This window comes from Nocardiopsis gilva YIM 90087, assembly GCF_002263495.1.
Lineage (GTDB): Bacteria > Actinomycetota > Actinomycetes > Streptosporangiales > Streptosporangiaceae > Nocardiopsis_C > Nocardiopsis_C gilva.
On record NZ_CP022753.1, the window covers coordinates 2,229,326 to 2,253,621 of the forward strand.

22 protein-coding genes are annotated in these 24,296 nt (G+C 70.8%); 10 read left to right on the top strand and 12 right to left on the bottom strand.

Annotated elements, in window-relative coordinates:
* Positions 1 to 44: 44 nt before the first annotated feature.
* Positions 45 to 734, bottom strand: coding sequence for a hypothetical protein (locus CDO52_RS10260; RefSeq protein ID WP_017621074.1), 690 nt, complete (start codon positions 732 to 734; stop codon positions 45 to 47).
* Between the two features lie 76 nt (positions 735 to 810).
* Complete coding sequence (locus tag CDO52_RS10265) at positions 811 to 1,365, bottom strand: DoxX family protein (RefSeq protein WP_017621075.1); 555 nt, start codon at positions 1,363 to 1,365, stop codon at positions 811 to 813.
* A gap of 145 nt (positions 1,366 to 1,510) precedes the next feature.
* Here CDO52_RS10265 and CDO52_RS10270 point away from each other — a divergent pair, with 145 nt between their 5' ends.
* The 6 genes from CDO52_RS10270 (at position 1,511) to CDO52_RS10290 (ending at position 7,001) form a co-directional block, all read left to right on the top strand.
* Positions 1,511 to 1,927 (top strand): hypothetical protein, encoded by a 417-nt coding sequence (locus tag CDO52_RS10270; RefSeq protein WP_152471847.1) that lies wholly within the window; start codon positions 1,511 to 1,513, stop codon positions 1,925 to 1,927.
* A gap of 56 nt (positions 1,928 to 1,983) precedes the next feature.
* Positions 1,984 to 2,691 carry a ribonuclease HII gene (locus tag CDO52_RS10275; protein ID WP_017621077.1) on the top strand — a complete coding sequence of 236 codons (708 nt, stop codon included), beginning with the start codon at positions 1,984 to 1,986 and terminating at the stop codon, positions 2,689 to 2,691.
* Between the two features lie 208 nt (positions 2,692 to 2,899).
* Positions 2,900 to 3,664 (top strand): hypothetical protein, encoded by a 765-nt coding sequence (locus CDO52_RS28665; RefSeq protein WP_232524430.1) that lies wholly within the window; start codon positions 2,900 to 2,902, stop codon positions 3,662 to 3,664.
* Positions 3,661 to 5,346, top strand: a complete 1,686-nt coding sequence (locus CDO52_RS10280; protein WP_232524431.1) for an AAA family ATPase — start codon at positions 3,661 to 3,663, stop codon at positions 5,344 to 5,346. The genes CDO52_RS28665 and CDO52_RS10280 overlap by 4 nt, the downstream gene beginning before the upstream one ends.
* Before the next feature lie 83 nt (positions 5,347 to 5,429).
* The gene (locus CDO52_RS10285) at positions 5,430 to 6,158 is read left to right on the top strand and encodes a nucleotidyltransferase family protein (RefSeq protein WP_026126262.1); all 729 of its coding nucleotides are present in this window, start codon (positions 5,430 to 5,432) and stop codon (positions 6,156 to 6,158) included.
* A 54-nt stretch (positions 6,159 to 6,212) separates the two neighbouring features.
* Complete coding sequence (locus CDO52_RS10290) at positions 6,213 to 7,001, top strand: tyrosine-protein phosphatase (RefSeq protein ID WP_017621079.1); 789 nt, start codon at positions 6,213 to 6,215, stop codon at positions 6,999 to 7,001.
* Positions 7,002 to 7,040: 39 nt separating this feature from the next.
* Here the strand turns inward: CDO52_RS10290 and CDO52_RS10295 are convergent, their stop codons facing one another.
* Complete coding sequence (locus tag CDO52_RS10295; RefSeq protein WP_017621080.1) at positions 7,041 to 8,660, bottom strand: hypothetical protein; 1,620 nt, start codon at positions 8,658 to 8,660, stop codon at positions 7,041 to 7,043.
* 199 nt (positions 8,661 to 8,859) lie between these two features.
* Positions 8,860 to 9,117: a hypothetical protein gene (locus tag CDO52_RS10300; protein WP_017621081.1), complete on the bottom strand. Its 258-nt coding sequence runs from the start codon at positions 9,115 to 9,117 to the stop codon at positions 8,860 to 8,862.
* A 516-nt stretch (positions 9,118 to 9,633) separates the two neighbouring features.
* On the opposite strand from CDO52_RS10300, the gene CDO52_RS10305 reads away from it, so the two are divergent.
* From CDO52_RS10305 to CDO52_RS10315, 3 genes are all read left to right on the top strand, one after another.
* Positions 9,634 to 11,703, top strand: a complete 2,070-nt coding sequence (locus CDO52_RS10305; RefSeq protein ID WP_017621082.1) for a SpoIIE family protein phosphatase — start codon at positions 9,634 to 9,636, stop codon at positions 11,701 to 11,703.
* Between the two features lie 359 nt (positions 11,704 to 12,062).
* The gene (locus tag CDO52_RS10310) at positions 12,063 to 13,679 is read left to right on the top strand and encodes an RNA polymerase sigma factor (protein WP_232524492.1); all 1,617 of its coding nucleotides are present in this window, start codon (positions 12,063 to 12,065) and stop codon (positions 13,677 to 13,679) included.
* Between the two features lie 295 nt (positions 13,680 to 13,974).
* Positions 13,975 to 14,997, top strand: a complete 1,023-nt coding sequence (locus CDO52_RS10315) for a hypothetical protein (RefSeq protein ID WP_017621084.1) — start codon at positions 13,975 to 13,977, stop codon at positions 14,995 to 14,997.
* An 11-nt stretch (positions 14,998 to 15,008) separates the two neighbouring features.
* Here the strand turns inward: CDO52_RS10315 and yaaA are convergent, their stop codons facing one another.
* From yaaA to CDO52_RS10335, 4 genes are all read right to left on the bottom strand, one after another.
* Positions 15,009 to 15,806 carry a peroxide stress protein YaaA gene (gene yaaA / locus CDO52_RS10320; protein ID WP_017621085.1) on the bottom strand — a complete coding sequence of 266 codons (798 nt, stop codon included), beginning with the start codon at positions 15,804 to 15,806 and terminating at the stop codon, positions 15,009 to 15,011.
* A 9-nt stretch (positions 15,807 to 15,815) separates the two neighbouring features.
* On the bottom strand, positions 15,816 to 16,238 hold the full coding sequence (locus tag CDO52_RS10325) for a PIN domain nuclease (RefSeq protein WP_017621086.1): 423 nt from the start codon (positions 16,236 to 16,238) through the stop codon (positions 15,816 to 15,818).
* The gene (locus CDO52_RS10330) at positions 16,235 to 16,450 is read right to left on the bottom strand and encodes a type II toxin-antitoxin system VapB family antitoxin (protein WP_017621087.1); all 216 of its coding nucleotides are present in this window, start codon (positions 16,448 to 16,450) and stop codon (positions 16,235 to 16,237) included. The genes CDO52_RS10325 and CDO52_RS10330 overlap by 4 nt, the downstream gene beginning before the upstream one ends.
* A gap of 219 nt (positions 16,451 to 16,669) precedes the next feature.
* A complete protein-coding gene (locus tag CDO52_RS10335) occupies positions 16,670 to 16,900 on the bottom strand; it encodes a DUF7455 domain-containing protein (protein WP_026126264.1) in 231 nt (76 codons plus the stop codon).
* 474 nt (positions 16,901 to 17,374) lie between these two features.
* On the opposite strand from CDO52_RS10335, the gene CDO52_RS10340 reads away from it, so the two are divergent.
* Positions 17,375 to 19,486: a DNA gyrase/topoisomerase IV subunit B gene (locus CDO52_RS10340; RefSeq protein WP_026126265.1), complete on the top strand. Its 2,112-nt coding sequence runs from the start codon at positions 17,375 to 17,377 to the stop codon at positions 19,484 to 19,486.
* Between the two features lie 55 nt (positions 19,487 to 19,541).
* On the opposite strand, the gene CDO52_RS10345 is transcribed toward CDO52_RS10340, so the two are convergent.
* The 4 genes from CDO52_RS10345 to CDO52_RS10360 form a co-directional block, all read right to left on the bottom strand.
* Positions 19,542 to 20,105, bottom strand: coding sequence for an antibiotic biosynthesis monooxygenase (locus tag CDO52_RS10345; protein WP_017621090.1), 564 nt, complete (start codon positions 20,103 to 20,105; stop codon positions 19,542 to 19,544).
* A 115-nt stretch (positions 20,106 to 20,220) separates the two neighbouring features.
* Entirely contained in the window at positions 20,221 to 22,467 is a 2,247-nt protein-coding gene (locus tag CDO52_RS10350; RefSeq protein ID WP_026126266.1) for a xanthine dehydrogenase family protein molybdopterin-binding subunit, read from the bottom strand.
* Between the two features lie 100 nt (positions 22,468 to 22,567).
* Positions 22,568 to 23,584, bottom strand: a complete 1,017-nt coding sequence (locus CDO52_RS10355; RefSeq protein ID WP_017621093.1) for an FAD binding domain-containing protein — start codon at positions 23,582 to 23,584, stop codon at positions 22,568 to 22,570.
* Complete coding sequence (locus tag CDO52_RS10360; protein WP_083920089.1) at positions 23,584 to 24,144, bottom strand: (2Fe-2S)-binding protein; 561 nt, start codon at positions 24,142 to 24,144, stop codon at positions 23,584 to 23,586. Before CDO52_RS10360 ends, CDO52_RS10355 begins: the two co-directional genes overlap by 1 nt.
* Positions 24,145 to 24,296 lie beyond the last annotated feature (152 nt).

Here is a 24,296-nt window from a genome sequence, read left to right on the forward strand (position 1 = left end):
CCTCGGCCGGGCCCGGTACGGAACCGTTCGCGTTTCCGTCCCCTTTAGTACTCGCTCCAGGCGTACCAGTTGCCGGTGATGTGCTCGTAGACCACGCTGCCGTGCCCGGGGACGAAGACGTCGGTCGGCAGTTCCTCGGCGCTGTAGGCCAGACCGGAGTCGCGCAGGAGCCCGGCGCCCTGCACGGTGTAGCGGGTGACCCCGTCCGACACCGACACCGCCGCCAGGGGGTAGAGCCCCGCCCAGGTCCCGTTCAGCGGGATGGCGGTGGACCGGTTGGCCGTGGCACCGACGTGCAGCAGCTGGTCGTGGGAGGCGTCCACCCGCGCCTGAAGCGGCACGTCCAGCACCGACAGCACGATGGCCAGCGCGGCGATGACCGGCGCGGTGATCCAGCGCAGCCAGTAGCGCCGGATCATCGGGCGGGCGACCGACAGGGCGATGCCCAGCCGCAGCGCACCCATGGCCGCGAGGAACGCGCCCCCGCCCATCCCGATCACGAAGCTCGGCAGGTGCCCGCCGGGCATGCTGTCCTCGTACAGGAGCACCAGCCCGACGAAGGTGCAGGCCGGAAGATAGAGGCGACCGGGGGGTCGCGAGGACCAGGAGATGAGGCGCTGGCCCAGGGTCGGGCGCTGCGCGATCTCGATCAGTTTCGCGACCGACTCCTGGTCACCAGGTGAGCCGTCGCCGCCCTCCGGGGTGGACCCGGGTGTCGGGGCTACGGGGGTCATTGTGCCGACCTCTCCCCACTGACGTTCGGTGTTGAACAAGCGCGGCCGACACCAGGGAGGGGGCCTCCGGGCCGCGTCAAGTATGAGACGGCCGCCGAAGCGCGGCCCGCCCCTCAGGATAGGGGAGGGGTGGGGCGTCTTCGGGCCGCCGGGCGGGGGTTTTCAGCGTGGGCTTCGTCCGATTTCCCGACATTTCGTGCCGTGTTGCGGAACGCGTCGCCAGCACTCCGTCCACCGACCACCGGCCGGGGTAGAGCGCCGGTGGAAGACAGGCCAGCATCGCCGTGGCCAGCAGCGCGGGCGAGGCCGCGGGCAGGGTGGGCGCGTGCGGCGCGGCCGTCATCGACAGCCACAGCGCACCCGACGCGATGGTCGCCAGCATCGCCCCGGCCACCGGTGTGACCAGGCCGACCGCGAACGCGAGGGCGCAGAGCAGCTCGACGTAGGGCAGGACCGCCACCACGATGTCCCCGGCGGGAAGCCCGAGCTCGGTGAGCCGTGCCGTGATGAGGGGAGCGCCGTCGCGCGTCCGCCAGGCATGTTCGGCGAACACCCACCCCACCGCGAGCCGCACCGCCAGCACCGTGAGGTCGTACAGGGGTCCGCGCGCCGTATCCGTGCTCCGGCTCACTCTTCGACCGTCCTCTTCGACGTCTTGAGGTCAACCGAAAACTACCGAACGTAATCATCCTTGCCTGTGCGTCACACGCGGTGACATCGGGAAATAGTGAAGGTCGTGGAGAACCGCCCACGCCCCCGGCCGCGTTAGTGGGTGCATGAGTGAGCCCACGCGAAACATGGACGACCGTGTCGACGCGGAGATCCGCTCGGCGGTCGCGGTCCGCAACGACCTCGGCGCGACCTACGACGGCGCGGTGGCGGAGGGACTCGTCGAGCGCATCGGGGAGGAGATCGACCGCCGCATCGACGCCCGTATCGGGGCCTCGGGCGCGCAACCGCCGTCGGCGGCCACGCCCGCCCGGGACCGGGACGCCGTTCCCGAGTGGGTCGGACGGGCCTGGAGCACACTCGCCGTGGCCGGGGTCTCCACGGCCGGAGGGATCGTCGTCTCGTTCATGCTCTTCGTCGCCTTCGGCTACAACGCCGCACTGCCCCTCATGCTGATCTGGTTCCTCGTCGTCTGTGCCAACGTCGGCCACTCGCTGGGGCGCGATCTGCGGGGGCGCCGCTGATCGAGGAGATGACCGAGCCGTCCGCCGACGCCGCCCCGCTCCTCTAAGCTGGCCGGGTGGCCGCCTCCTCTTCCTCCTCGACCGCCTCCCGTGCCGTGCGCACGCCCACCTACGCCCTGGAACAGGAGCTCGCCGGACAGGGCGCGACCCGCGTCGCCGGAATCGACGAGGTGGGGCGGGGCGCCTGGGCCGGACCCGTCGTGGTCTGCGCCGCCGTCACCGACGGTTCGCCGCCCCCCGAGGGCCTGACCGATTCCAAGAAGCTCACCCCCAAGCGCCGCACGGCCATGGCGGAGCTGCTCCGGCCGTGGGTGGTCGACCACGCCTTCGGCGCGGCCGAACCCGCCGAGATCGACGAGGTCGGCATGACCGAGGCGCTGCGCCGATGCGCCGTCCGAGCGCTGGAGGGCCTGCGCGACCGGTCCGACGTCGTCATCCTCGACGGGAAACACGACTACCTGGGCGCCCCCTGGCCGGTGCGGACCCAGGTCCAGGCCGACCTCGACTGCGTGACGGTCGCCGCCGCCTCCGTCCTCGCCAAGGTGCACCGCGACACCTACATGGCCGGCCTCGACGCGGACTACCCCGGCTACGGGTTCGCCACGGCCGCCGGGTACCCATCGCCCGCCCACCGCTCCACGCTTGCCGAGCACGGCCCCACCCCGCATCACCGGATGAGCTGGTCCTACCTGGACAAGCTGCCCAAGTGGCGCCACCTGCGCCGGCCGTGGCCCAACCGCGACGCGCAGATACCACTGCTGTAGAAAAGGCCCGGCCGGAACACCCGCGCGTGCGACACGCCGACGCTCCGCCGCCATGGTGGCTGAGGAATCCGCGGCACAGCCGCCAAGATGGGTGCCGTCGCGGGGCTTGTCGAGCCACGGTCCCGGGGCTGTAGAAAAGGTGAGCGGCCGCCGGTGCCGTGCGGACGCGGCGAGGCCCACGTCGGGACGCGAGGGGGAGGAGCAGGTGATGGCGCGCGAGGACCGAACCCGCATCACCCACAGACCCGAGCAGAAGACGCCGCTCTCCCGGCTGCGCACCGCCTACCACGGCTACCCGCTGCGCACCCGGCTGGTCGGAGGCCTGGCGGTGGTCACGGCCGCCGCCGTACTCGCCTACCTCGCCGCGTTCCCCGTGCTCATCGCGATCACTATCGCCGTCGCGGCACTCTCCCTCTTCGCCGCGCTGATGCGGTCCTCCGACGCCGTCGCCACGGCGCTGGTCTCCCTCGTCTGGCTGGTCCTCGCCTACGTCCTGTTCCAGATCCCGATCCCGGTCGCCGACTCCCCGGTCCTGCTGCTCCTCCCGCTCATCACGCTGCTGGTGTCGCTCCTGGCCACCCGCATCACCGCCTTCCCCGCCTGGCACACCACCCTGTTGGCTCTGCTGGTCGGGCTGATCGCGGGCCTCGCCGTCGCACTCGCCGGGCTGCTCACCGATACCGTCGCGCCCGCCGCGGGCGTCGTCGTGTGCGCCGCGGCAGCGGGCGCGGCGCTCGGCTGGCGGGCCATCGCCGGATACCGGCTGCGCAGCGGCATGCGGCCCGCGACGCGGCCGCGAACGCGGACCCGGGCACCCGGCCCGGACCCCGTCCGGGCAACGGGCCGGGCGGCCCCGAGACCACCCGCCGCCGCGCCACCGCGGGCACATCCGGCGGCGGGAGCGCCACCCAGAACGGCGATGTCCCGGACCCCATCCCGGTCGACGAGGCCCTGGCCCGGCTGGAGAGCATGATCGGCCTCGACCCGGTCAAGCAGCAGGTGCGCGCCATCGCGGCCTCCATCGAGGCGGCCCGGCTGCGCGCCGATGCCGGTTACTCGATCGACAAGCCCCTGCGCCACCTGGTGTTCTCCGGGCCGCCGGGGACCGGCAAGACCAGCGTGGCCCGCACCCTGGCGACGATCTTCCACTCCTTCGGCCTCCTTCCCACACCGCACGTGATCGAGGCACAGCGGGCCGACCTGGTCGGTGAGTACCTCGGCGCGACCGCGATCAAGACCAACGAGCTGGTGGACCGCGCCCTGGGCGGCGTGCTGTTCATCGACGAGGCGTACGCACTGGTCAACGACGGCGACGGGCAACCCGACCGGTTCGGCAACGAGGCCGTGCAGACGCTGCTCAAGCGGGCCGAGGACGACCGGGACCGGCTCGTCGTCATCCTCGCCGGATACGAGGCCGAGATGGACCGCTTCCTCGCCTCCAACCCCGGCCTGGCCTCGCGCTTCGCCACCCGCGTCACCTTCCCCAGCTACACCGCCGAAGAGCTGCGGCGGATCTCCGAGCACCTGTTCGAGCAGCGCGGCGACTGGATCGAGGAGGAAGCCCGCCCGGCCCTGCACCGCCGGTTCGACCAGGTCGTGCAGCGGGGGGCCATCGACGACCTGGGCAACGGCCGCTTCGTCCGCTCGCTGGTGGAGAAGGCGGCCGAGGCCCGGGACGTGCGCGTGGTGACATCCGGTGCGAGTGAGCGCCGACCGGTGCCCGACGACCTGGTCACCGTGCGCGCCGACGACATCGCCACCGCCTTCGAGGAACTCACGGCGCGGCTGCCGGGCTTCGGCGACACACCGGACATCGCCGAGGCACTGGCCGAACTCGACGGCATGATCGGCCTGGAACCCGTCAAGGGGCAGGTGCGCTCGATCGTCGCCCAGCTGCAGGTGGCCAAGCTCCGCGAGGAGCAGGGCCTGCGCACCCAGGCGCCGATGCGGCACTTCGTGTTCTCCGGCCCGCCCGGTACCGGCAAGACCTCGGTGGCGCGCATCCTCGGCCGCGTGTTCGCGGCGCTCGGGCTGCTCGGGCGGGCCGAAGTCGTCGAGGCGCAACGCTCCGACCTGGTGGGGGAGCACCTCGGCGCGACCGCGATCAAGACCAACCGGCTCATCGACCGGGCGCTGGGCGGCGTGCTGTTCGTCGACGAGGCCTACGCCCTGGCCAACCCCGGCTACAGCGGCGGAGACGCGTTCGGCGCCGAGGCGATCCAGACGCTGCTCAAGCGGGCCGAGGACGACCGGGACCGGTTGGTCGTCGTCCTGGCCGGATACCCCGCCGAGATGGACCACTTCCTGGCCAGCAACGCCGGGCTGTCCTCCCGCTTCAGTGTGCGGGTGGCCTTCCCCAGCTACACCGCCGACGAGCTGAGCGAGATCGCCGATGTCGTGGCGGCCCGCACCGGCGACGCGTTCGACCCCGAGGCGCGTGAGGACCTGCGGCGCATCTTCGGCTACGTGTGCGACGGCGACTGGATCGACGAGCTGGGCAACGGGCGCTTCGCCCGGTCCCTGTTCGAGAAGTCGTGCTCCCACCGCGACCTGCGGGTGGCCGAGGAGCTGGGCGACGCCGCGACCGCCGCCGAACTGACCCGCATCACCAGCGCGGACCTGCGCCAGGCCTACTCCGAGCTCACCCAGGGCTGATCCGCCGCCGCGGCGTGTCCGGGGCCGGAGTGCGGCCGGAGCGGGACCGCCGCCCTGCACAGGCGACTGCTACGCTCCGCTCCATGACTGGACTTACCTCCCCTGTCACCCAGGCCATTATCCTGGCCGGAGGCCAGGCCACCCGACTGCGGCCCTACACCGATACCCGCCCCAAGGCCATGGTCGAGGTCGCCGGACGGCCGATCATCGACCACCAGCTCGACTGGCTGGCCGGGCACGGCGTCGAGCACGCCGTCGTGTCCTGCGGATACAAGGCGGAGGTGCTGCGCGACCACCTGGACGGGCGTACCGGCGGGCCCGAGACCACCCTGGTGGTCGAGGACGAGCCGCTGGGCCGCGGCGGCGGTCTGCGCTACGCGGCGAGCGGCCTGCGCGGTTCCGACGACCCGTTCTTCGCCCTGAACGGCGACATCCTCACCTGGTTCCCGCTGGATGAGTTCACCGCCTACCACCGGGAGAAGGGCGGGCTGGTCACCCTGGGGCTGGCGCGGTTCCAGACCACCTGGGGCATCGTCGACGTCGCCGACGACGGCGTGATCGAGGGCTTCACGCAGAGCCCCCAGCTGCCGTTCTGGATCAACGCGGGCGTCTACCTCTTCGAGCGGTCCGTTGTCCCGCTGCTGCCGGTCAAGGGCGACCACGAGTCCAGCACCTTCCCGGAGCTGGCCAAGGAGGGGCGGCTGTTCGGGTACCGCATCGACGGCTTCTGGCGCGGCGTCGACACGGTCAAGGACGTCAAGGAGGCGGGCGACCAGATCGCGGCGCTGCGCGGTGAGACATCCACCTCCTGACCTGCCCCGCTCCCGGGTACGGGGCTGTGCGCGCCGGTCGGTATCGTCGCTTTCGTGACGAACGACGCCCATTTCCCGGCCACCGCCCCCAACTTCCGTGACCTCGGCGGACACACGACGCGCGACGGGTCGGTGGTCCGCCGCGGCGTGGTCTACCGATCCGACGCCCTGTCCAACCTCACCGACGACGAACTCCACGGCCTCGGCAACCACCTGGGCCTGCGGCTCCAGGTCGACCTGCGCAGCTCCTTCGAGCGCGAGGCCGCGGCTGACCGCGTCCCCGAGGGCGTGGAGTACGTGGCCCTCGACGTCCAAGGGGACCACAGCACCGGCGCCGACCTCGCCGCGATGCTGACCGACCCCGAGCGCTCCACCGAGCTGCTGTCCGACGGCGGCGGCGAGCGGTTCGTGCACGAGGTCAACAGGATGCTCGTGAGCTGGGATGACGCTCTGGCGGGCTACCGCGAGCTGATCCGCTTGGCGGCCACCGGCCCCGCCCCGCTGGTGTTCCACTGCAGCGCGGGCAAGGACCGCACCGGCTGGGGCGCCGCCCTGCTGCTGGCCCTGCTGGACGTGCCCCGCGAGGCGATCGTCGCCGACTACCTCGCCAGCAACCCCCGCCTGGCCCAGGCACGCGAGTGGATGTACGGGGCGGCCGAGCGCCACGGCGTCAACCGGGACCTGCTGCAGCCGCTGGTGGAGGTCCGCGAGGAGTACCTCCGGTCCGCGTTCGACGAGGCCGACCGCGTCTACGGCTCGTTCGAGGGCTATGTCGCCGACGGCCTCAAGATCGGCCCCGAGACCATCGACGCCCTGCGCGCCCGCTTCCTCGGACCGCGCTGAGCCCCGGCCCCGGCACACGCCCGATGCGCCCGCCAGCGACTACAGCTCGTCGAGCGCGGCGGTCAGGGCGTCGTCGTCCTCCGCGTGCTCGAGGGTGTCGAGCAGGGTCCGCAGCACGGCCGGGCGGCCGAAGCCGCGGTCGAGGAGGCGCTGGGCCGCCGCCCACAGGGCGGGCGGCTCGCCGTTCCACAGGCGTTCGGCCAGGTGCTCGTGGGCGGCGATCTCCTCTTCGGAGGCGGCGCGCGCCTTCGGGGTGTCCGGCGTGGCGTGGTCGTCGCCGCGCGTCCCGTGCTTGCCGCGGTGCCCCGCCGGGGCGTCATATTCCCCGAAGTGGTCCAGCCGCAGCAGCGCCCGGCGTCCGGCCGAGGTCGAGGGGTCGAAGTCGCCCGCCGACCCGTCCAGCAGGTCGCTGGCCAGGAGCGGGAAGGCGAACATGCGGCGGGGGAGTGCCGACAGGTCGCGGTCGGGCAGCAGCCGTGCGATCGCCGCCCGGTTGAGCCCGAACGACGCGGTCGGATCGCGGTAGGCGGTGGTGAAGGGGGCGGTCGACTCCCACAGCGCGTCGAGGGTGGCGCCGACCGCGATCTCGGGCAGCCCCGACCGGGGTCCGGCCCAGCGGATCCACGCCGCCAGCACGTGGGGCATCGCCTCCTGCTCGGCGGGCAGGAGCACGACCCGGCGGGGCAGCCACGTCAGCAGGAACGCCTCGACCTTGCGCGGGCTGACGCGCAGCGGACGTCCGGCGTCGCGGTCGCAGCCGTAGTCGATGATGTGGTCCACGCATCTGCTCGCCGCATAGGAGTCGGAGAGCTCGGCGGCCTCTGCGGAGGCCAGGAACCGCGCGGCGAGCATCGCGCGGCGGTCGTGCCGCCACACCGGTTCGGTCAGGGCGTCGCCGTCCGCCTGGGGAAGGACCCGCAGTCGCGCGCGGAGGAGGGCGTGGTGCGCCGCCAGGGACCCGCCGGTGAGCCCGGCGGCCTCGGCGGCCGTGCCGGGGTCGGCATGCGTGGCCGTGCTGTCGGCGAGCCGCTGGTCGGTCCTGGCCAGCGCGTTCTCCAGCAGCAGGCGGGCGTGGCCGAGGTCGAGCGGGTCGAAGGTCGCCATGGGGTTGTCCGTCTGCTCGGCGCGGCAGTGCTCCAGGAGCCGCTCGACCTTGGTCGTCACCCAGGCGTCGCGCAGCACGCCGCCACTGTTGTGATCGACGACCGCGATCAGGGCGTGTCCGGCCTCGTCCGCCGCGCCCGAGGAGGCGTCTGGATCCGCGTCGCAGTCATGGCGGAAGGTGAGGATGAGATCGTCGGTGTCGCCGAACCGGCTGCCCGAGACGTAGGCGGCCACGGGGCGCGCCTCGCCGAGGGCGCTGGCCCACGGCGGCCGCGCGATGCCCTGGCGTCCCAGCTCGACGATCCCCTTCTTGGCGAGGACGCGCTGACGGCGCGAGGTCCCCAGCACCGCGACTCCGCTCAGCAGGGCGAGCCCCGCTGCGGTTCCCGAGGAGGCGGCGTGCGCGACGAGCCCTTCGCCGAGCCGACGGTCGACGTCAGGGCCCGGCGTGCCGGGAATGGTTGCTCCCCACCAGGAGCCCAGCATCTCGCTGACGCCGATCTCGGCGTCGAGCGGGTGCCGCATCGCGAGGAGGGCGCGCGCCGCTCGCAGCATTTCGGAGAAAACGGCCTCCGGTACTGGCTCCGGGTCCGGCTGTGGGGAGAGACGAGGTTCGGACACCCGATAAAGCCTATGGCACACGCCGTCCCGACCAGAGCAACCCGCCCGCACCCAGCTGCGCACACAGAGGGGCGCCCCGGTGGGGCGCCCAGAAGATCGAACGGTCACCGCACGTCAGTGCCGGCTGCTCGCTCTACACCAGGCCTTCATGTGGCTGGGCCGGTAGGGCGACGGCCAGTCGGGACGGCGGCTCGGAGTTGATCACGGCTTGCAGGTGCTCCCTGGCGAGTCCCTCCACCAGGCTCGGTGTGACCTGGTAGCCGAGGTGCTCCGCGCATTTCCAGCTGTCGCTGACACAGCGTTCGACGCATCTATGGGACAGGGCGCTGAACTCGTCGTGCAGTCGGGCCGCGACCTGCTGCAGGTCACGGACGGGATAGGTCTGGAGCATCCTTGCTCACGCCCCTCGCTGGCGGTGGTCTGGACGGCGACCTCCATCCATTTCACTTGTTCGGGGAAGGGTGTCAACCCCTCTCAGGGCGTCCTTTAATTGGTGTATACCTTTTTCGGACCTAGAGGGAAATCCAGACCGCTGAGTAAATATCCATGTTCCTCCAGCTCAAGCTCGCGTTTCGCCGAGAATGGGCTGACCGAAACCCCGCCTGGGGCAGCGAACGTGAGTGTGACGACGTATCATTTACCTTCTGTGAAGGACGTTGACTTTCCGCCGCAGCATCGGCCGAGGGAAGGGTAGTGGCCTATGCTGGGGCGGAGTTGGTGTTGCGTCAGCACGCGTCGTCGCGAGGTCGCCGGAGCCGGGGTGGTGCCGGCCGTCCTCCCGTCTTCGCCCTCCCCCGAATTCGTTAAGCTCTTGGCGCTCGCATGAGCGAGCCCCACGCCCGTGGGGGTGACCCGGACCCCGGAGGTGTCATTGTTGAGCACCGAGACATCCCTCCCTCTCCCACGCATGTCCGGACTCGGCTCCTCCGATTCGGCACTGCTCGACACGCTGCTCAAGGAAGCCCCCATCGGATTCGCGTTTCTCGACACGTCGGCCCGCTTCCGCCGGGTGAATCGGACCCTGGCCGCGATTTACGGACACGGCGAGGCCGAACTTCACGGACGCACCCCGGCGGAGGTCTGTGCGTCCCCTGACGACGTCGCGGCCCACGAGTCCGCGATCACGGCGGCACTGGCCGGAGAGACCGTGGTCTACAGCGACCACCACCTGGACGGCGGTGCCGTGGATGCCTACGGCAACCAGCCGCACTGGGCGATGTCCTGGTTCCCGGCCTACGGCGAGGATGGAGGGATCGACGGGGTGGCGCTGATCGCGGTCGACCTGAGCGACAGGCACAAGGCGGAGGTGGCGTTGCGACGCAGTGAGGAGCGCTACCGGTCCCTGCTCGCCGCCACCAACCAGGTGGTCTGGGCAGCGACCCCCGATGGGGACATCAGCGAGGACTGCCCGGAGTGGCGCGCCATCACGGGCCAGCCGGTCGAGCGCTACCTGGGCCGCGGGTGGCTCGACGCCGTCCACCCCGACGACCGGGAGCGCGTCGAACGCGCCTGGGACGACGCCATCGCCGACCGGATGGTCTTCGACGCCACCTTCCGGATCCGCATCCAGTCCGGTGAGACCCGCCACTACCGCTCGCGGGCGGTGCCGATCACCCGTGGCGGCGAGGTCGTCGAGTGGGTCGGCGCCAACACCGACGTCACCGTCCAGCGCGAGGCCGACGACATGCGCCAGCGCCTCACCCAGCAGCTGGGCGAGGCCGCGCTGCGCACGGTGCGGTTGCAGAAAGCCACATCCGACCTGGCCGAGGCGCTGACCGTCGACCAGGTCGTCGAGGTCATGACCGAGATCGGCCGCTCGGCCGTGGGCGCCGACCGCACCACCCTGGCCGAGCTCGACCGCGACCACCTCCGGTTGCGGCTGCTGGGCTCCACCGCCCACGACCTGCCCGACATCCCCGGCGGCCAGCCGCGCGACGCCGCTCTGGACTACCCCTGCACGATGGCGGCGGCCGTGCGCGAGCGCGGTCCCCTCATCGTCGGCAGCCCGCTGGAACTGCGCGCGCTGCTCGACGACGCGCCTGAGATCGTCGACTTCCTGGAACACACCGATGAGCAGGCCTGGATCGCCCTGCCCCTCCTCAGCGCCGGGCTGCCGATGGGCGCCCTGCGCTTCGCCTTCACCAGTCGCCGCGACGTCTCCGACGAGGAGAAGGTCTTCCTCGAAGCGCTCGCCGGCCAGTGCGCCCTGGCGCTGGAACGCGCGCAGCTGTTCGAGCGCGAGCACCGCACCGCCGAGGCGCTGCAGCAGAGCCTGCTGCCCGAGGACCTCCCCGAGGTCAAGGGCATCCGGATGCGGGCGTCCTACAGCTCCGGCACCCAGCACGTGCAGGTGGGCGGCGACTGGTACGACGCCTTTCCCCTGCCCGACGGCCGGGTCGCCGGCGTCCTCGGCGATGTCATGGGCAAGGGGCTCAAGGCGGCCACCGGGATGAGCCGCGTGCGCAACGCCCTGCGTGCGCTCGCGTTCAGCATGCCCGAGCCCGCCGACGTGCTCACCGGACTCGACCGAATGTTCGACGCCACTGAGGGAATGGACCAGGTCACCACCCTGGTCTACTTCGTCCTCGACCCGGAGACCGGGCAGATCGACCTGAGCAACGCGGGTCATCCGCCGCCCCTGGTGGTCTCCACCGACGGGGCGCCGCGGCTGCTCGAAGGAGAGCCCGACACACCGCTCGGGTTGATCTCGGAGCGTGGGCACCACAAATTTTTCGTGGAACCCGGTAACACCGTGGTGCTCTACTCCGATGGACTTGTTGAGAACCGGCGGCGGGCCGTCGCCACCGGGATCGAAGATCTAGTCGCCGTAGCGTCGCAGGCGCCGCCGGAGGTGGTGGGGGATCCACAGCACATGCTCGAGTACCTTGTTGAAGGCATGCTCGCAGGGTATGAGCAGGACGACGACGTCACACTGCTCGCCGTCCATCTTCCGGTGAACGAGGCCACGCCGGAGTAAGCAGACCGTACGAAGAAGTCCGACACTTTGCCTAAGGTGGAGGAACCATTAGCCCCGCTCGCGCGGGGGGTGGGTTCGAGGACCCGACGGTGGGGTTCGATCCGCACGGATCGCGGAGAAAAATCCTACTGGGCGGATGTGCCCATACGCTAGACAGGGCGCATACGCTGAAGAAAATAAGTCTTCCCCGTCCAGGCGGGGATGTTCCCGGGCAACAGCGAGGTCAGAGCGCCGCTCTCCCTCGTGGCTCATCGGGCCGCCGGGTCCAGCAATCTCGCCACACGTCCGTTCGAGAGGTGTTTGTGTCACCTGCCAGTTCGACCCGCTCTAAGCAGCCGGAGTCGCTGCAAGAGCCTGTCATCCAGCAGCTGATCGAGCGTGGGCGGTCCCAGGGGTACCTTGAGCCCGAGGACGTGCGCCGTGCCTTCGAGGAGGCCGACATCCCGATGTCGCAGGCTCAAGCCGTGCTCCGCAGCCTGACCAAGGAGGGCGTCACCCTCGTCGTCGGTGCTGAGGAGTCGGCACCCGCGCGGCGGAAGTCCGCGCGGCGCAAGGCGCCCGCGGCCAAGCCTGCCGACAAGAAGGCCACCACCGCGACGACCCGGGCCAAGCGCGCCGCGGCGGCGCAGGAGCAGCCCGACACCGTGACCGCGGTCGTCGACTCCGGCGCCGCGTCCGCGACACCCGCTCCGAAGAAGCGCGCGGACGCTGGGCAGGCCGAGGAGGCCCCCGCAAAGAAGGCGGCGAAGAAGACCACCGCCAAGTCCGCGGCCAAGAAGACCAAGGCGAGCGAGGCGAAGAAGAAGCCCGAGGACGAGATCGGTCTCGCCGCGACCGACGACCAGGACCTCGACCTCGAGATCGCGGATGACCTCGAGGACACCGGCGTCGAGCTGGAGCTCGTCGAGGACCGGCCCGAGAAGCCCGAGCCCGTCGGGCGCGCCGCCCGCCCCGAGGGGGCCGGCGCCCCGGAGAAGGTGGTGTCCCCCACGAGCGAGGACGAAGCCTTCGTCCTCTACGACGATGACGACGACGCCCCCGCGGCCCAGGTCGTCGCCGCGGGTGCCACCGCCGACCCGGTCAAGGACTACCTGAAGCAGATAGGAAACGTCGCGCTGCTCAACGCCGAGCAGGAGGTCGAGCTCGCCAAGCGCATCGAGGCCGGCCTGTTCGCCGAGGAGAAGCTGGCGGAGGAGCGGCACACGCTCACCCCCGAGCTGCTCGACGAGCTGGAGTGGATCGCCGAGGACGGCGGGCGCGCCAAGAAGCACCTGCTCGAGGCGAACCTCCGTCTCGTGGTCTCGCTGGCCAAGCGCTACACCGGGCGCGGCATGCTCTTCCTGGACCTGATCCAGGAGGGCAACCTCGGCCTGATCCGTGCCGTCGAGAAGTTCGACTACACCAAGGGCTTCAAGTTCTCCACCTACGCGACCTGGTGGATCCGGCAGGCGATCACCCGCGCGATGGCCGACCAGGCCCGCACCATCCGCATCCCGGTGCACATGGTCGAGGTCATCAACAAGCTCGCCCGTGTCCAGCGGCAGATGCTGCAGGACCTCGGCCGGGAGCCCACCCCGGAGGAGCTGGCCAAGGAACTCGACATGACCCCGGAGAAGGTCGTCGAGGTCCAGAAGTACGGCCGCGAGCCCATCTCCCTGCACACGCCGCTGGGCGAGGACGGCGACAGCGAGTTCGGTGACCTCATCGAGGACTCCGAGGCCATCCAGCCGGGTGAGGCCGTCAGCTTCACCCTGCTGCAGGAGCAGCTGCACTCCGTGCTCGACACCCTGTCCGAGCGCGAGGCTGGTGTGGTCTCCATGCGCTTCGGCCTGACCGACGGCCAGCCCAAGACGCTGGACGAGATCGGCAAGGTCTACGGCGTGACGCGTGAGCGGATCCGCCAGATAGAGAGCAAGACGATGTCGAAACTTCGACACCCGTCGCGCTCCCAGGTGCTCCGCGACTACCTGGACTGACCCGGTCGAATCCGTCCGACACACACGCGCGGTGTTTCCCGGGCCGACCTTCCCGCGACCTTGGAAGGTCGGCCCGGCCCGTGTGCGGCCTGGTCCGGCGGCCCGCCGGCTCGGGTGTGGCGATGCCCGAGAGGGGCGCTGTGCCGGGGTGCCGCTCCGTACATCCTTCATCCGACGGACACGATGATGTCGGATGCCGTGTAGGACTGAGATAAAAGACCGAGACCGCTTCGTTACCCGTGGTCCGGGTGCGGAGGCGCTGCGTTGTCCGGTGTGCCGCTAATGTCGCAGAACCATGGGACTGTTCGGCAACCGTAAGAAAGACGCGAAGATCGAGGCGCTCGCGGAGGGCTTCGTCACCACCGGTCTGTGGCAGGACCCGGCGCTGACCGCAGGCGAGCAAGCGGTGGGCGACGGCTATCTGCAGGCCGGACTGGCACTGCTGCGGGAGTGCCGCTACGACTACGAACAGCGCGTGCGCCGGGTGAGTGCCCTCGGCGACGCCGCGATCGGGCGCAGCGGCGAGGTCTACGACCTCCTGGCCGACGGGATGCCGGGCGAGGACGCCGCCGACATCCTGCTCTGGCTCGGCTCCACGCTGATCAGCGAGGCCTGGGAGATCCGCGGCGGCGGATACGCCGCCACCGTCGGCGAGGACCGCTTCAAGCTCTTCTTCGCCAGCCTCGGGGCCGCCGAGGAACCGCTGCTGGAGGCGGCGAAGCTGCGGCCCGACGACCCCGTGCCCTGGCACGAGATGCTCGCCTTCGGCATGGGCATGCAGCTCGACCGCGAGCGGCAGGACCAGATCTGGGCCAACGTCGCCCAACGCGCCCGCTTCCTGGTCGACGCGAACTGGCGCCGCCTGCAGGTGCTGTGCGCGAAGTGGCACGGGTCGCACGAGGAGATGTACGCCTTCGCCCGCGAGACCGTCGCCCTCGCGCCCAACGGGCACCCGGTCACCTACCTGCTGCCGCTCGCGCACTTCGAGTACGTCCGCGGGGTCTATGACGACCTCGTCGAGGACCAGGACCAGCTGTGGGAGTACTCGAAGTTCCAGGTCGACCACTGGTCCGAGCCGGTGGTGGCGGAACTGCGGACCGCGGCCGCCAAGTGGTGCACCGCCGCGCCCGGCCCGCACCCGGACGACCTGGCCGCCCACCACCACTTCGGCTGGTGCTTCTTCGAGGCCGAGGCCAAGGACGCGGCCCGCTGGCACCTCGGGCAGGTGGGCAACCACGTCGCCACCAGCCCGTGGGGATACCGGCGGTCGGCGCGTCGCGAGTTCGCCGAGGCCCTGGTCGACCTCAAGTTGGCCTGAGGCGGGTCAGCTCACGCGCGAACGACGATGTCGAGCGTGGCCGGGCGCTTCCCGCGCGCGGGCGCGGCGAGCTCGGCGACGTGCCCGAGGTCGTTGAGGGCATCGGCCAGCTCCCGGGGCGTGTGTGCGTCCACGCCCTCGGCGAGCAGCGTGTGCGCGATGGCGCCGCGCGTGGCCTTGGCCATGTGGCTGACGACGGAGCGCTTGGTCACGCCCCCGCTCGTGGTCTCCCGCAGCACCCGCACGGAAACCGCGCTCTCGGTGGCCTCACCCGTGGGAACGAACGCGGTGGCGTAGGCCGCCGAACGGCAGTCCACGATCAGCCGGCCCTCGGCACGGGCGGCGAGCACTCCGCTCAGCTGCGACTTCCAGAACGTCCCGAGCGCGCCCAGCGGCGGCAGCTTGATCCCCATCGACAACCGGTAGGGCGGCAGCGGGTCGGTCACCCCGACCGCACCCCACAGCCCGGAGAAGATCAGCACCGATGCCTGTGTGCGTGCTGCGGCGCCGCTGGCCAGCAGGTCGGGCAGGCGCAGGTGGTCGTAGAGGACCCCGGTGTAGAGGTCGGCCGCGCGCAGTGTCGGCGCGATCCGCACCTCCAGGTCCCGCTGGACGGTGTCGACCTGCCGCTCCGAGAGCCCCAACACCTCCCGCGCCGCGTCCACCGGACCCGAACACACCCGCTCCAGCGCATCCAGCACCGTCTCACGCGCCTCGGTCACCTCGGCCAGACTCAACGCGGACAGGTCCAACTTCGGACCATCCCCCGCCGTCGCCTTGCCTTCGGACGGGGGCAGCAGGATCAGCATGCGCTTCTCTCACAGGGAACCGGGTTCGGCGACCCATCGGGTGGGTTGGCCGGTACGGCGGGCGATCGTTTCGAAGTCCTGATCGTAGTGCAGCAGCGTCAACCCTGCGACCTCGGCACATGCGGCCACGAGTAGATCGACAGCCCCTGCGCTGCGGTGCTCGCCGTGCTGGGTCAGGAGGGCCTGAACCTGCCATGCGCGCGCATTATGGCGCTCGTCGAAGGGTGCGGGTACGAGCATCTCGTTGAGATCTCGCACCATACGTTCTCGGTCGGCTTTCGACCGCGCGCTATACAAGAACTCCAGCTCTGTCACTGGGCTCACCGCGATGACTCCGGCCTGCATCGCGCGATCCCACTCGATCAGGCTGTCGGGCTTGGCAAAGAGCCGGGCCAGAGCGCTGGTGTCGATGAGGTACTGCGCCTGGTTCACCGGCGGTAGTTTCGCTTTTCCATGAGCAGGTCGAGGTCGAATCCTCCCTCGGCAGCGAGTTCACGCATGTCAGCGAGGGCCCGTGCGCGCCTCATCTGCTGTACGACCTCACGCAGAGCCGTGTTGACCGTGTCCTTCTTGGTCTTGGTGCCCAGGAGTTCAGTGGCCTCGGTCAGGGCATCGTCGTCGATATCGATCAGAACCTTCGTCATCCCGCCTCCTTGGTGTCGAGACAGAGCCGCGTATATACGAGCTGAGAGTCAGGATATACGTGTGTCTCGCGGTGTGGGGAAGACGGCGAAGGAACGCGGGCGCCATGCCCAGAGCGTCAGGCGGAGCGGGATGGGAGGAGAGCCCGCCATGTCGGTGACAAGACATCAGCGGCGGCCTCCGTGGTGGAGGCCGCCGCTGGACGACTGTCGTCAGATGACTTAACGCTCGTCCTCGGCCGGAGTGGCCGGTGCCTCGTGGAGGCGACTCGTCTCGTCCTGGATTTCCGAGGCGATCTTTCTGATCGAATCATCGTGCTTGCGCATGTGGTGCGCGCAGAACAGTAGTTCGCCACCGGAGTTGAGAACCACTCGGACGTACGCCTGCGCTCCGCAGCGGTCGCAGCGGTCTGCAGCGGTCAGGGGCTGCGTGGGGGCAAGAGTTCCAGTCACTTCGCCTTCCTCAATGCTCGGCGTTAGTCACTCTGGACAACATCTAACCGGACGAAGAGCTTCCCAACCAGCTCCTGTGTACGCCGACAGCGGAATCGGCCGGTTGTGTGGCGTGCTTCACCCGGTTTGGGGGGTTCTCTCCTTCGAGTTGTACCCGACGACACGCCCAGCTATCGGGCGGAAGGGGAGCAGCCGGGCCGTGCGGGCCGGAGATGGTAATGTCGCGCGTGGTGTGACCGTGAGAGAACCGGCGCGCCTCACTGCCGTCGGGCGGGTAGTGAGCCGCACGCGCAGTCACTCTCGGTGGTTTCGCCCCGGGATCGCGGGAGTGGCCAGGGGGTGCCCGGTCCTGTCGCACCCATGAACCAAGCTGGGCCTACGACCGCCCGCCCTCGTCCGCCCGTGTATGCGCACACTCCCGAGGCCGCGAGCCTGTGCGCGTGCCCCTGTCCTTCGACCGCAGGAGATGTCCACGTGACCGCCCTCACCGCAGCCGTTCATGAACCTGAGGATTACTCCGCACGGCATCTTTCGGTCTTGGAGGGGCTGGAGGCGGTCCGCAAACGCCCCGGCATGTACATCGGCTCGACCGACAGCCGTGGTCTGACCCACTGCATGTGGGAGATCATCGACAACTCCGTCGACGAGGCCCTCGCCGGGTCCTGCACCCGCATCGACGTCGTCCTGCACCGCGACGGATCGGTCGAAGTGCGCGATGACGGCCGCGGTATTCCGGTCGATATCGAGCCCAAATCGGGACTGTCCGGCGTCGAACTGGTGATGACGAAGCTGCACGCGGGCGGCAAGTTCGGCAGCGGCTCCTACACCGCGTCCGGCGGCCTGCACGGCGTGGGCGCCTCGGTGGTCAACGCGCTCTCGGCCCGCCTGGACGTGGAGATCGACCGCAAGGGCCACACCCACGCCATCAGCTTCGGGCGCGGCGTCGCCGGCCGCTTCAACGCCCCCGGCCCCGACGCGGACTTCACCCCGGCCCCCGGACTGGAGCTGGAGAAGGTGCGCCGGGTGGCCAAGAAGGTCACCGGCGCCCGCATCCGCTTCTGGCCCGACCGGCAGATCTTCCTCAAGGAAGCCGACATCACGCGCGAGTCCCTCCTCGACCGCGCCCGGCAGACCGCCTTCCTCATCCCCGGCCTCACCATCGCGGTGCGCGACGAGCGCTCCGAGGAGGAGTCGGCCTACGAGGAGGAGTTCCGCTTCGACGGCGGCATCGGCGAGTTCTGCACCTACCTCGCGCCCGACGAGGGCCTCAACGACGTCCTGCGCTTCGAGGGCTCCGGCCACTTCACCGAAACCGTGCCGGTGCTCGACGACCTGGGCCACATGGTCCCCACCGACGTCGAGCGGCAGCTGGAGGTCGACATCGCGCTGCGCTGGGGACGCGGCTACGACACCACCACGCGCTCGTTCGTGAACGTCATCGCCACCCCCAAGGGCGGCACCCACATGGCCGGCTTCGAGCGGGCGCTGGTGCGGGTCATCAACGACCAGCTGCGCACCACCAAGCTGCTCAAGGCCAACGACGAGGCGGTCACCAAGGAGGACGTGCTCGAAGGCCTGACCGCCGTGGTCACGGTGCGGCTGCCCGAGCCGCAGTTCGAGGGCCAGACCAAGGAGATCCTGGGCACCTCCGCGGCCTCCCGGATCGTCTCCTCGGTGGTCGGCAAGGAGCTGCGGCACTTCCTCACCTCCACCAAGCGCGGTGAGAAGCAGCAGGCCCGCGCCGTGCTGGAGAAGGTGGTCAACTCCGCCAAGGCCCGCCTGGCCGCCCGCCAGCAGCGGGAGACCCAGCGCCGCAAGAACGCCCTGGAGAGCTCGGCGCTCCCGGCCAAGCTGGTCGACTGCCGCAGCGAGGGGCTGGACCGCAGCGAGCTGTTCATCGTCGAGGGCGACTCCGCCCTGGGCACGGCGAAGCTCGCCCGCGACTCGGAGTTCCAGGCGCTGCTGCCCATCCGCGGCAAGATCCTCAACGTGCAGAAGTCGTCGGTGGCCGACATGCTCAAGAACGCCGAGTGTGCGGCGATCTTGCAGGTCATCGGTGCCGGTTCGGGGCGGACCTTCGACATCGACGCGGCCCGCTACGGGCGCGTCATCCTCATGGCCGACGCCGACGTCGACGGCGCGCACATCCGCTGCCTGCTGCTGACCCTCTTCTACCGGTACATGCGGCCGATGCTGGAGGCCGGACGGGTGTTCGCCGCGGTGCCCCCGCTGCACCGGATCGAGCTGACCAACGTGCGCAAGAAGCGCGGGGCCAAGCCCGAGGACCGCTACATCTACACCTACTCCGACGCCGAACTGCAGCGGAAGCTGCTGGAGCTGGAGAAGAAGGGCCTGAGCTGGAAGGAGCCGGTCCAGCGGTACAAGGGTCTGGGCGAGATGGACGCCGACCAGCTGGCCGAGACCACCATGGACCCGCGGTTCCGCACGCTGCGCCGCATCCGGGTGGAGGACGCCGAGGACGCCGCCAAGGTCTTCGGCCTGCTCATGGGCAACGAGGTCGCCCCGCGCCGCGAGTTCATCAGCAAGGGCGCCCAGGAGCTCGACCTCAACCGCATCGACACCTGACCGACCCGGTGCGGGGGTGGCCCTGGCGACCTCGGGCGCCGGGGCCACCCCCGCGTCATCCCAGGTTCGGGTAGAGCCACCGGCGTAGCAGCTGGCTGAGCAGCGGCATGATCGCGTAGGTGAGCAGCGGGGCCATGACCATCGGCAGCACCAGCGCCCGCAGCGCGACCGGCCAGGGCGCCAGCTCGGCGGCGAACAGCACATTGAACAGCAGCACGCACGGGTAGACCGCGCAGAACGACACCAGCGACATCTTCCACCGGGGCGGCGGGCGTACCGCCGTGTGCGGCAGGCTGAACCAGGTCTCCAGGCCGGTGGTGTGCGCCCGGTCGGCGGCCTCCGCGGCGATCCCCTCCACGCGGCGGGTCCACGCGGCGCGCTCGTCGGAGCGCAGCCAGTCGGTGAGCTGGTCGGCGCTGCTGAAGCGCAGCACCGCGTGGTAGTGCCGTCCCTCGCCCGAGGGGCGCAGCCACGTGACGCCCTGGTGGCCGGGAAAGCGGGCGGCGGCCGCGTTGATCCCGCGCAGCCAGTCCTCGAACTCGTGCTCGCGGCCCGGCACGACCTTCCAGGTGAACAGGGTGGTGACGGGCTCGTCGGCGGGAGCGTCCGGCCGCTCCATGCCGCCGCCTCCCTTCCCGCGCGACACGCGTGCCGGGTGGGTCCCGGTCGCGCAGCCAAGGCGCCCGCCATGTGCCCCGAGCCGGGCTGGGCACACAGCGGGCGCCGTCCAGTGGTCAGATCACGCTCTCGATGGTGATCGGCAGGTCGTGGAAGCGCTGGCCGGTGGCGTGGAAGACCGCGTTGGCGATGGCCGCCGACACGCCAACCAGGCCGATCTCGCCGGCCCCCTTGACGCCGAGCGGGTTGACCACCCGGTCCTCGACCTCGATCATCTCGACATCGACGTCCGGCGCGTCGGCGTTGACCGGGAGCAGGTAGTCGCCCATGCTCGCGTTGCCCCACCGGCCGTACTGCGGCTCCATGTGCGTGGCTTCGAGCAGCGCCTGCCCCACGCCCCAGAGCATGCCGCCCATCAGCTGGCTGCGCGCGGTCTTGCGGTTGAGCACCCGCCCCGGCGCGAACACGCCCGTCAGGTGGCGGACCCGGATCAGGCCCAGGTCCGGGTCGACCGCCACCTTGGCGAACTGGGCGCCGAAGGTGGCCATGCCGTGTCCGGTGTCCGGGCCGGGCGGGTTCCACGACCCCAGCGCCTCCGCGTCGAACATCATGTTGCGCTGCAGCAGCTCGGCGTAGGTCTCGCCGGTGTCCGGCCGGTCGCGCAGCACCATCCGCCCGTCGCGCACCACGACGGCGGCCGGGTCGGCGCCGTGCAGTGGTGAGTGCGCGTCCGCCACGGCCTGCGCGATGAGCTGGTCGCGCAGGGCGGTGGCGGCCGTGTGCACCGCCGCGCTGACCGCGCCGGAGCCCGCGGACCCGACCGCGGCGACGGTGTTGGGCAGCTCGGTGTCGCCGTAGTGGACCGCGACCACGTCGGTGGAGACGCCGAGGCCGTCGGCGGCCACCTGCCCCATGATGGTCCCGACCCCGGTGCCGAAGTCCGCGGCACCGCTCTCGATCACGGCGTGGCCGTCGGCGTAGACCCGGGCCCGCGCCCGCTGCGGGTTCATGGCCAGATAGACCGGGTAGATGGCGCTGGCCATCCCGGTACCGATCAGCCAGTTGCCCTCACGTCGCATGCCCGGCCGCGGATCCCGGTCGGCCCAGCCGAAGAGTTCCGCGCCGCGGGCGTAGCACTCCTTGAGCCCCTTGCTGGACCACGGGTTGCCGGACTCCGGGTCGACGTCGGCGTGGTTGCGCAGCCGCAGCTCCATCGGGTCGATGTCGAGCTCGTAGGCGAGCTCGTCCATCGCGGTCTCCAACGCGAAGACCCCCGACGCCTCGCCCGGCCCCCGCATGAACGTCGGCGTCATGGTGTTGGCCTTGAACAGCCGGTAGACACCCTCGTAGTTGGGGCAGGCGTACACCTGGGACGCCGCGTTCAGGGACGGCTCCGCCCAGTCGTCGAAGTGCGAGGTCGGCGAGAGCTTGTGGTGGCGCATGGCCGTGAGCGTGCCGTCGCGCCGCGCCCCCAGGACGACGCGGTGCTCCTGCTCCTCGCGGTGCCCGCACGAGTGGAACATCTGCTCCCGCGTCAGCGCGAGCTTCACCGGCGCCCGCACGTGCTGGGCGGCGAACGCGGCCAGCGCGGGGTGGTGCCAGATCATCGCCTTGGAGCCGAAGCTTCCGCCGACGTAGTCGCTGATGACGCGGACGTTGGACGGCGGGACGCCGAGCAGATCGGCCACCGTCAGCCGGGTGGCCGTGGGGCCCTGCGTGGCGTCGTACAGGGTCAGCCGCGCGTCGTCCCAGACGGCCGTCGTCGCCGACGGCTCGATCGGGTTGTGGTGGTTGGCGGCCAGGTGGAACGTGCGGTCGATGCGCACCTCGGCTTGGCTCAGCCCGGACTCGACGTCGCCGCGCTCGGCTCGGCCGGGGATGAACCCGCCGAAGATCCGCTCGGCCTCATAGGCCTGGGCGCGCCCCTGCTCGATGGTGGTGATCGCCGGTTCCTCCCGGTAGCCGATCCGGACCAGGGTGGCGGCGAACTGGGCGCGTTCGAGCGTGTTGGCGATGACCATCGCCACGGGCTGCCCCGCGTAGTGCACCGTGGCGTCCTGCATCGGGAAGAAGCTCTGCGCGTGCGCGGTGGTGCCCGCGATCGACGGGATCAGGTGCGGCTCCCCGGCGATCTTGGGCATGTTCAGGTGGCTGAGGACGGCGAAGACGCCCTCGGCCGCCAGCGCGTCGCTCGCTTCGATGGACGTGACGCTCCCGCTGGGGATCTCCGCGCCGATGAGGACGGCGTGCGCCGTCCCCGACGGCGTGAACTCCGCCGAGTACCGGGCGCCGCCGGTGACCTTGGCGCGCGCGTCGACGCGGTCGAGTGGGCGCCCGATCTCCGATCTCGTCGGCGCACTCATGGTGTACCTCCTTCGCGCTCAGGCTCCTCGCACGCTCCGCCGCCCGAGCCATCGGGCCTGCGGCCGGTCAGCACCGACGCCTCCGCCTGCTCGATCGCCTTCACGTCGTACCTCCTTGGCGCTCAGGCTCCTCACTCGCGGCGACAGTCTCCAGCGCGCGGACCATGGTGCGCTGGGCCAGCTCGATCTTGAACCCGTTCATGGTCTGCGGGACGGCCGGGGCCATCTCCTCGCGCGCCGCCCGCTCGAAGGCGTCGCGGTCGTCGGCGCGCGCCCCGGTCAGGATCTCCTCGGCGCGCCGGGCGCGCCAGGGCTTGGTGGCCACGCCGCCGAGGCCGATACGCACCTCGCCGATGACGCCGCCGTCCATCCGCATCGCCACCGCCGCGGCGGCCAGGGCGAACTCGTAGGACTCGCGGTCGCGCACCTTCAGGAAGGTCGACCTGCGGGCCATCGGTGTGGCCGGAATATCGATCGCGGTGATCAGCTCGCCGTGGCTGATCGGGTGTTCCCGCTCGGGTGTGTCTCCGGGCAGCAGGAAGAAGTCGTCGAAGTCGACGGTGCGCGTCCCCTGCGGTCCCTGGATGTGCACGACGGCGTCGAGCGCGACCAGCGGGACGGCCACGTCCGACGGGTGGGTGGCGATGCAGTGGTCGCTGGTGCCGAGCACCGCGTGGGTGCGGTTGATCCCGCTGATGGCGGCGCAGCCCGAGCCGGGCTCCCGCTTGTTGCACGGGGCGGTCCCGTCACGGAAGTAGCCGCAGCGTACGCGCTGCATGAGGTTGCCGCCCATCGACGCCATATTGCGCAGCTGCGCCGACGCGCCGAGCTCCAGCGCCTGGGCGACCATCGGGAAGCGCTCCCGCGCGCCGGGCGCGCGGGCGACGTCGCTCATGCGGGCCATGGCGCCGAGCCGCACGCCGCCGTCCGGCAGGTCCTCGATGCGGGAGATCGGCAGGTCGTTGATGTCCACGACGCGGCGCGGCCGGGCGACGCCGATCCTGAGCATGTCGACCTCGGTGGTGCCGCCGGCCAGGAACTCGCTGTCGGGGTCGGTGGCGGCCTCGGCTATGGCGGTGGGGACGTCGGAGACGCGGGTGTAGGCGACGGGTCGCATCACCGACCCCCTTCCGCCGTGTCGCGCACCTCGCGGATGGCGTCGCGGATGTTGGGGTAGGCGGCGCACCGGCAGATGTTGCCGCTCATCCACTCCCGGATCTCGGCGTCGTCACCGGCGTGGCCCTCGTCGAGCAGCGCGATGGCCGACATCAGCTGGCCGGGCGTGCAGTAGCCGCACTGGAACGCGTCGTGCTCGATGAACGCCTGCTGCATCGGGTGCAGCTGCTCGCCGTCGGCGAGGCCCTCGACGGTGGAGATCTCGTGGCCCTCGCAGGAGATGGCCAGGGTGAGGCAGGAGACGATCCGGCGGCCGTCCATCCAGACCGTGCAGGCGCCGCAGGCCCCCTGGTTGCAGCCCCGCTTGGGGCCGGTGATGTCGAGGTGCTCGCGCAGGGCGTCGAGCAGGCTGACCCGCGGCTCGATGTCCAGGCTGTGGTCGGTTCCGTTGATGGTCAGTTTGACCTCGACGGTGCCTGGGCCGCGTTCCGCGGGAGCGGCCACCGCTTCCGTCGGGCGGGTCGGCCCGGGTACGTGTGCCGCGCGCGTCTGGTGGGTCATCGTCCGGCCCCCCGCTTCGCGCCGTCGGCCGAACACGAGTCGCTGCACATGTGCATCCCCCTATGCCCATGGATGTCAGGATCGCCGTCGGCCCAGGTCGGGGGTGTGTCCTCCGATGGCGGCCAACGTCACCTACCCTTCCCACGGTGGGT

Excerpts from the sequence above, each read along its gene's own strand:
- yaaA (WP_017621085.1), bottom strand. The coding sequence starts at position 15,806 with ATGCTGATCCTGCTGCCCCCGTCCGAAGGCAAGGCGACGGCGGGGGAT.
- CDO52_RS10360 (WP_083920089.1), bottom strand. The coding sequence starts at position 24,144 with ATGACCCACCAGACGCGCGCGGCACACGTACCCGGGCCGACCCGCCCG.
- CDO52_RS10355 (WP_017621093.1), bottom strand. The coding sequence starts at position 23,584 with ATGCGACCCGTCGCCTACACCCGCGTCTCCGACGTCCCCACCGCCATA.
- CDO52_RS10300 (WP_017621081.1), bottom strand. The coding sequence starts at position 9,117 with ATGCTCCAGACCTATCCCGTCCGTGACCTGCAGCAGGTCGCGGCCCGA.
- CDO52_RS28665 (WP_232524430.1), top strand. The coding sequence starts at position 2,900 with ATGGCGCGCGAGGACCGAACCCGCATCACCCACAGACCCGAGCAGAAG.
- CDO52_RS10285 (WP_026126262.1), top strand. The coding sequence starts at position 5,430 with ATGACTGGACTTACCTCCCCTGTCACCCAGGCCATTATCCTGGCCGGA.
- CDO52_RS10280 (WP_232524431.1), top strand. The coding sequence starts at position 3,661 with ATGATCGGCCTCGACCCGGTCAAGCAGCAGGTGCGCGCCATCGCGGCC.
- CDO52_RS10330 (WP_017621087.1), bottom strand. The coding sequence starts at position 16,450 with ATGACGAAGGTTCTGATCGATATCGACGACGATGCCCTGACCGAGGCC.
- CDO52_RS10345 (WP_017621090.1), bottom strand. The coding sequence starts at position 20,105 with ATGGAGCGGCCGGACGCTCCCGCCGACGAGCCCGTCACCACCCTGTTC.
- CDO52_RS10295 (WP_017621080.1), bottom strand. The coding sequence starts at position 8,660 with ATGCTGCGAGCGGCGCGCGCCCTCCTCGCGATGCGGCACCCGCTCGAC.
- CDO52_RS10315 (WP_017621084.1), top strand. The coding sequence starts at position 13,975 with ATGGGACTGTTCGGCAACCGTAAGAAAGACGCGAAGATCGAGGCGCTC.
- CDO52_RS10260 (WP_017621074.1), bottom strand. The coding sequence starts at position 734 with ATGACCCCCGTAGCCCCGACACCCGGGTCCACCCCGGAGGGCGGCGAC.
- CDO52_RS10270 (WP_152471847.1), top strand. The coding sequence starts at position 1,511 with ATGAGTGAGCCCACGCGAAACATGGACGACCGTGTCGACGCGGAGATC.
- CDO52_RS10350 (WP_026126266.1), bottom strand. The coding sequence starts at position 22,467 with ATGAGTGCGCCGACGAGATCGGAGATCGGGCGCCCACTCGACCGCGTC.
- CDO52_RS10305 (WP_017621082.1), top strand. The coding sequence starts at position 9,634 with ATGTCCGGACTCGGCTCCTCCGATTCGGCACTGCTCGACACGCTGCTC.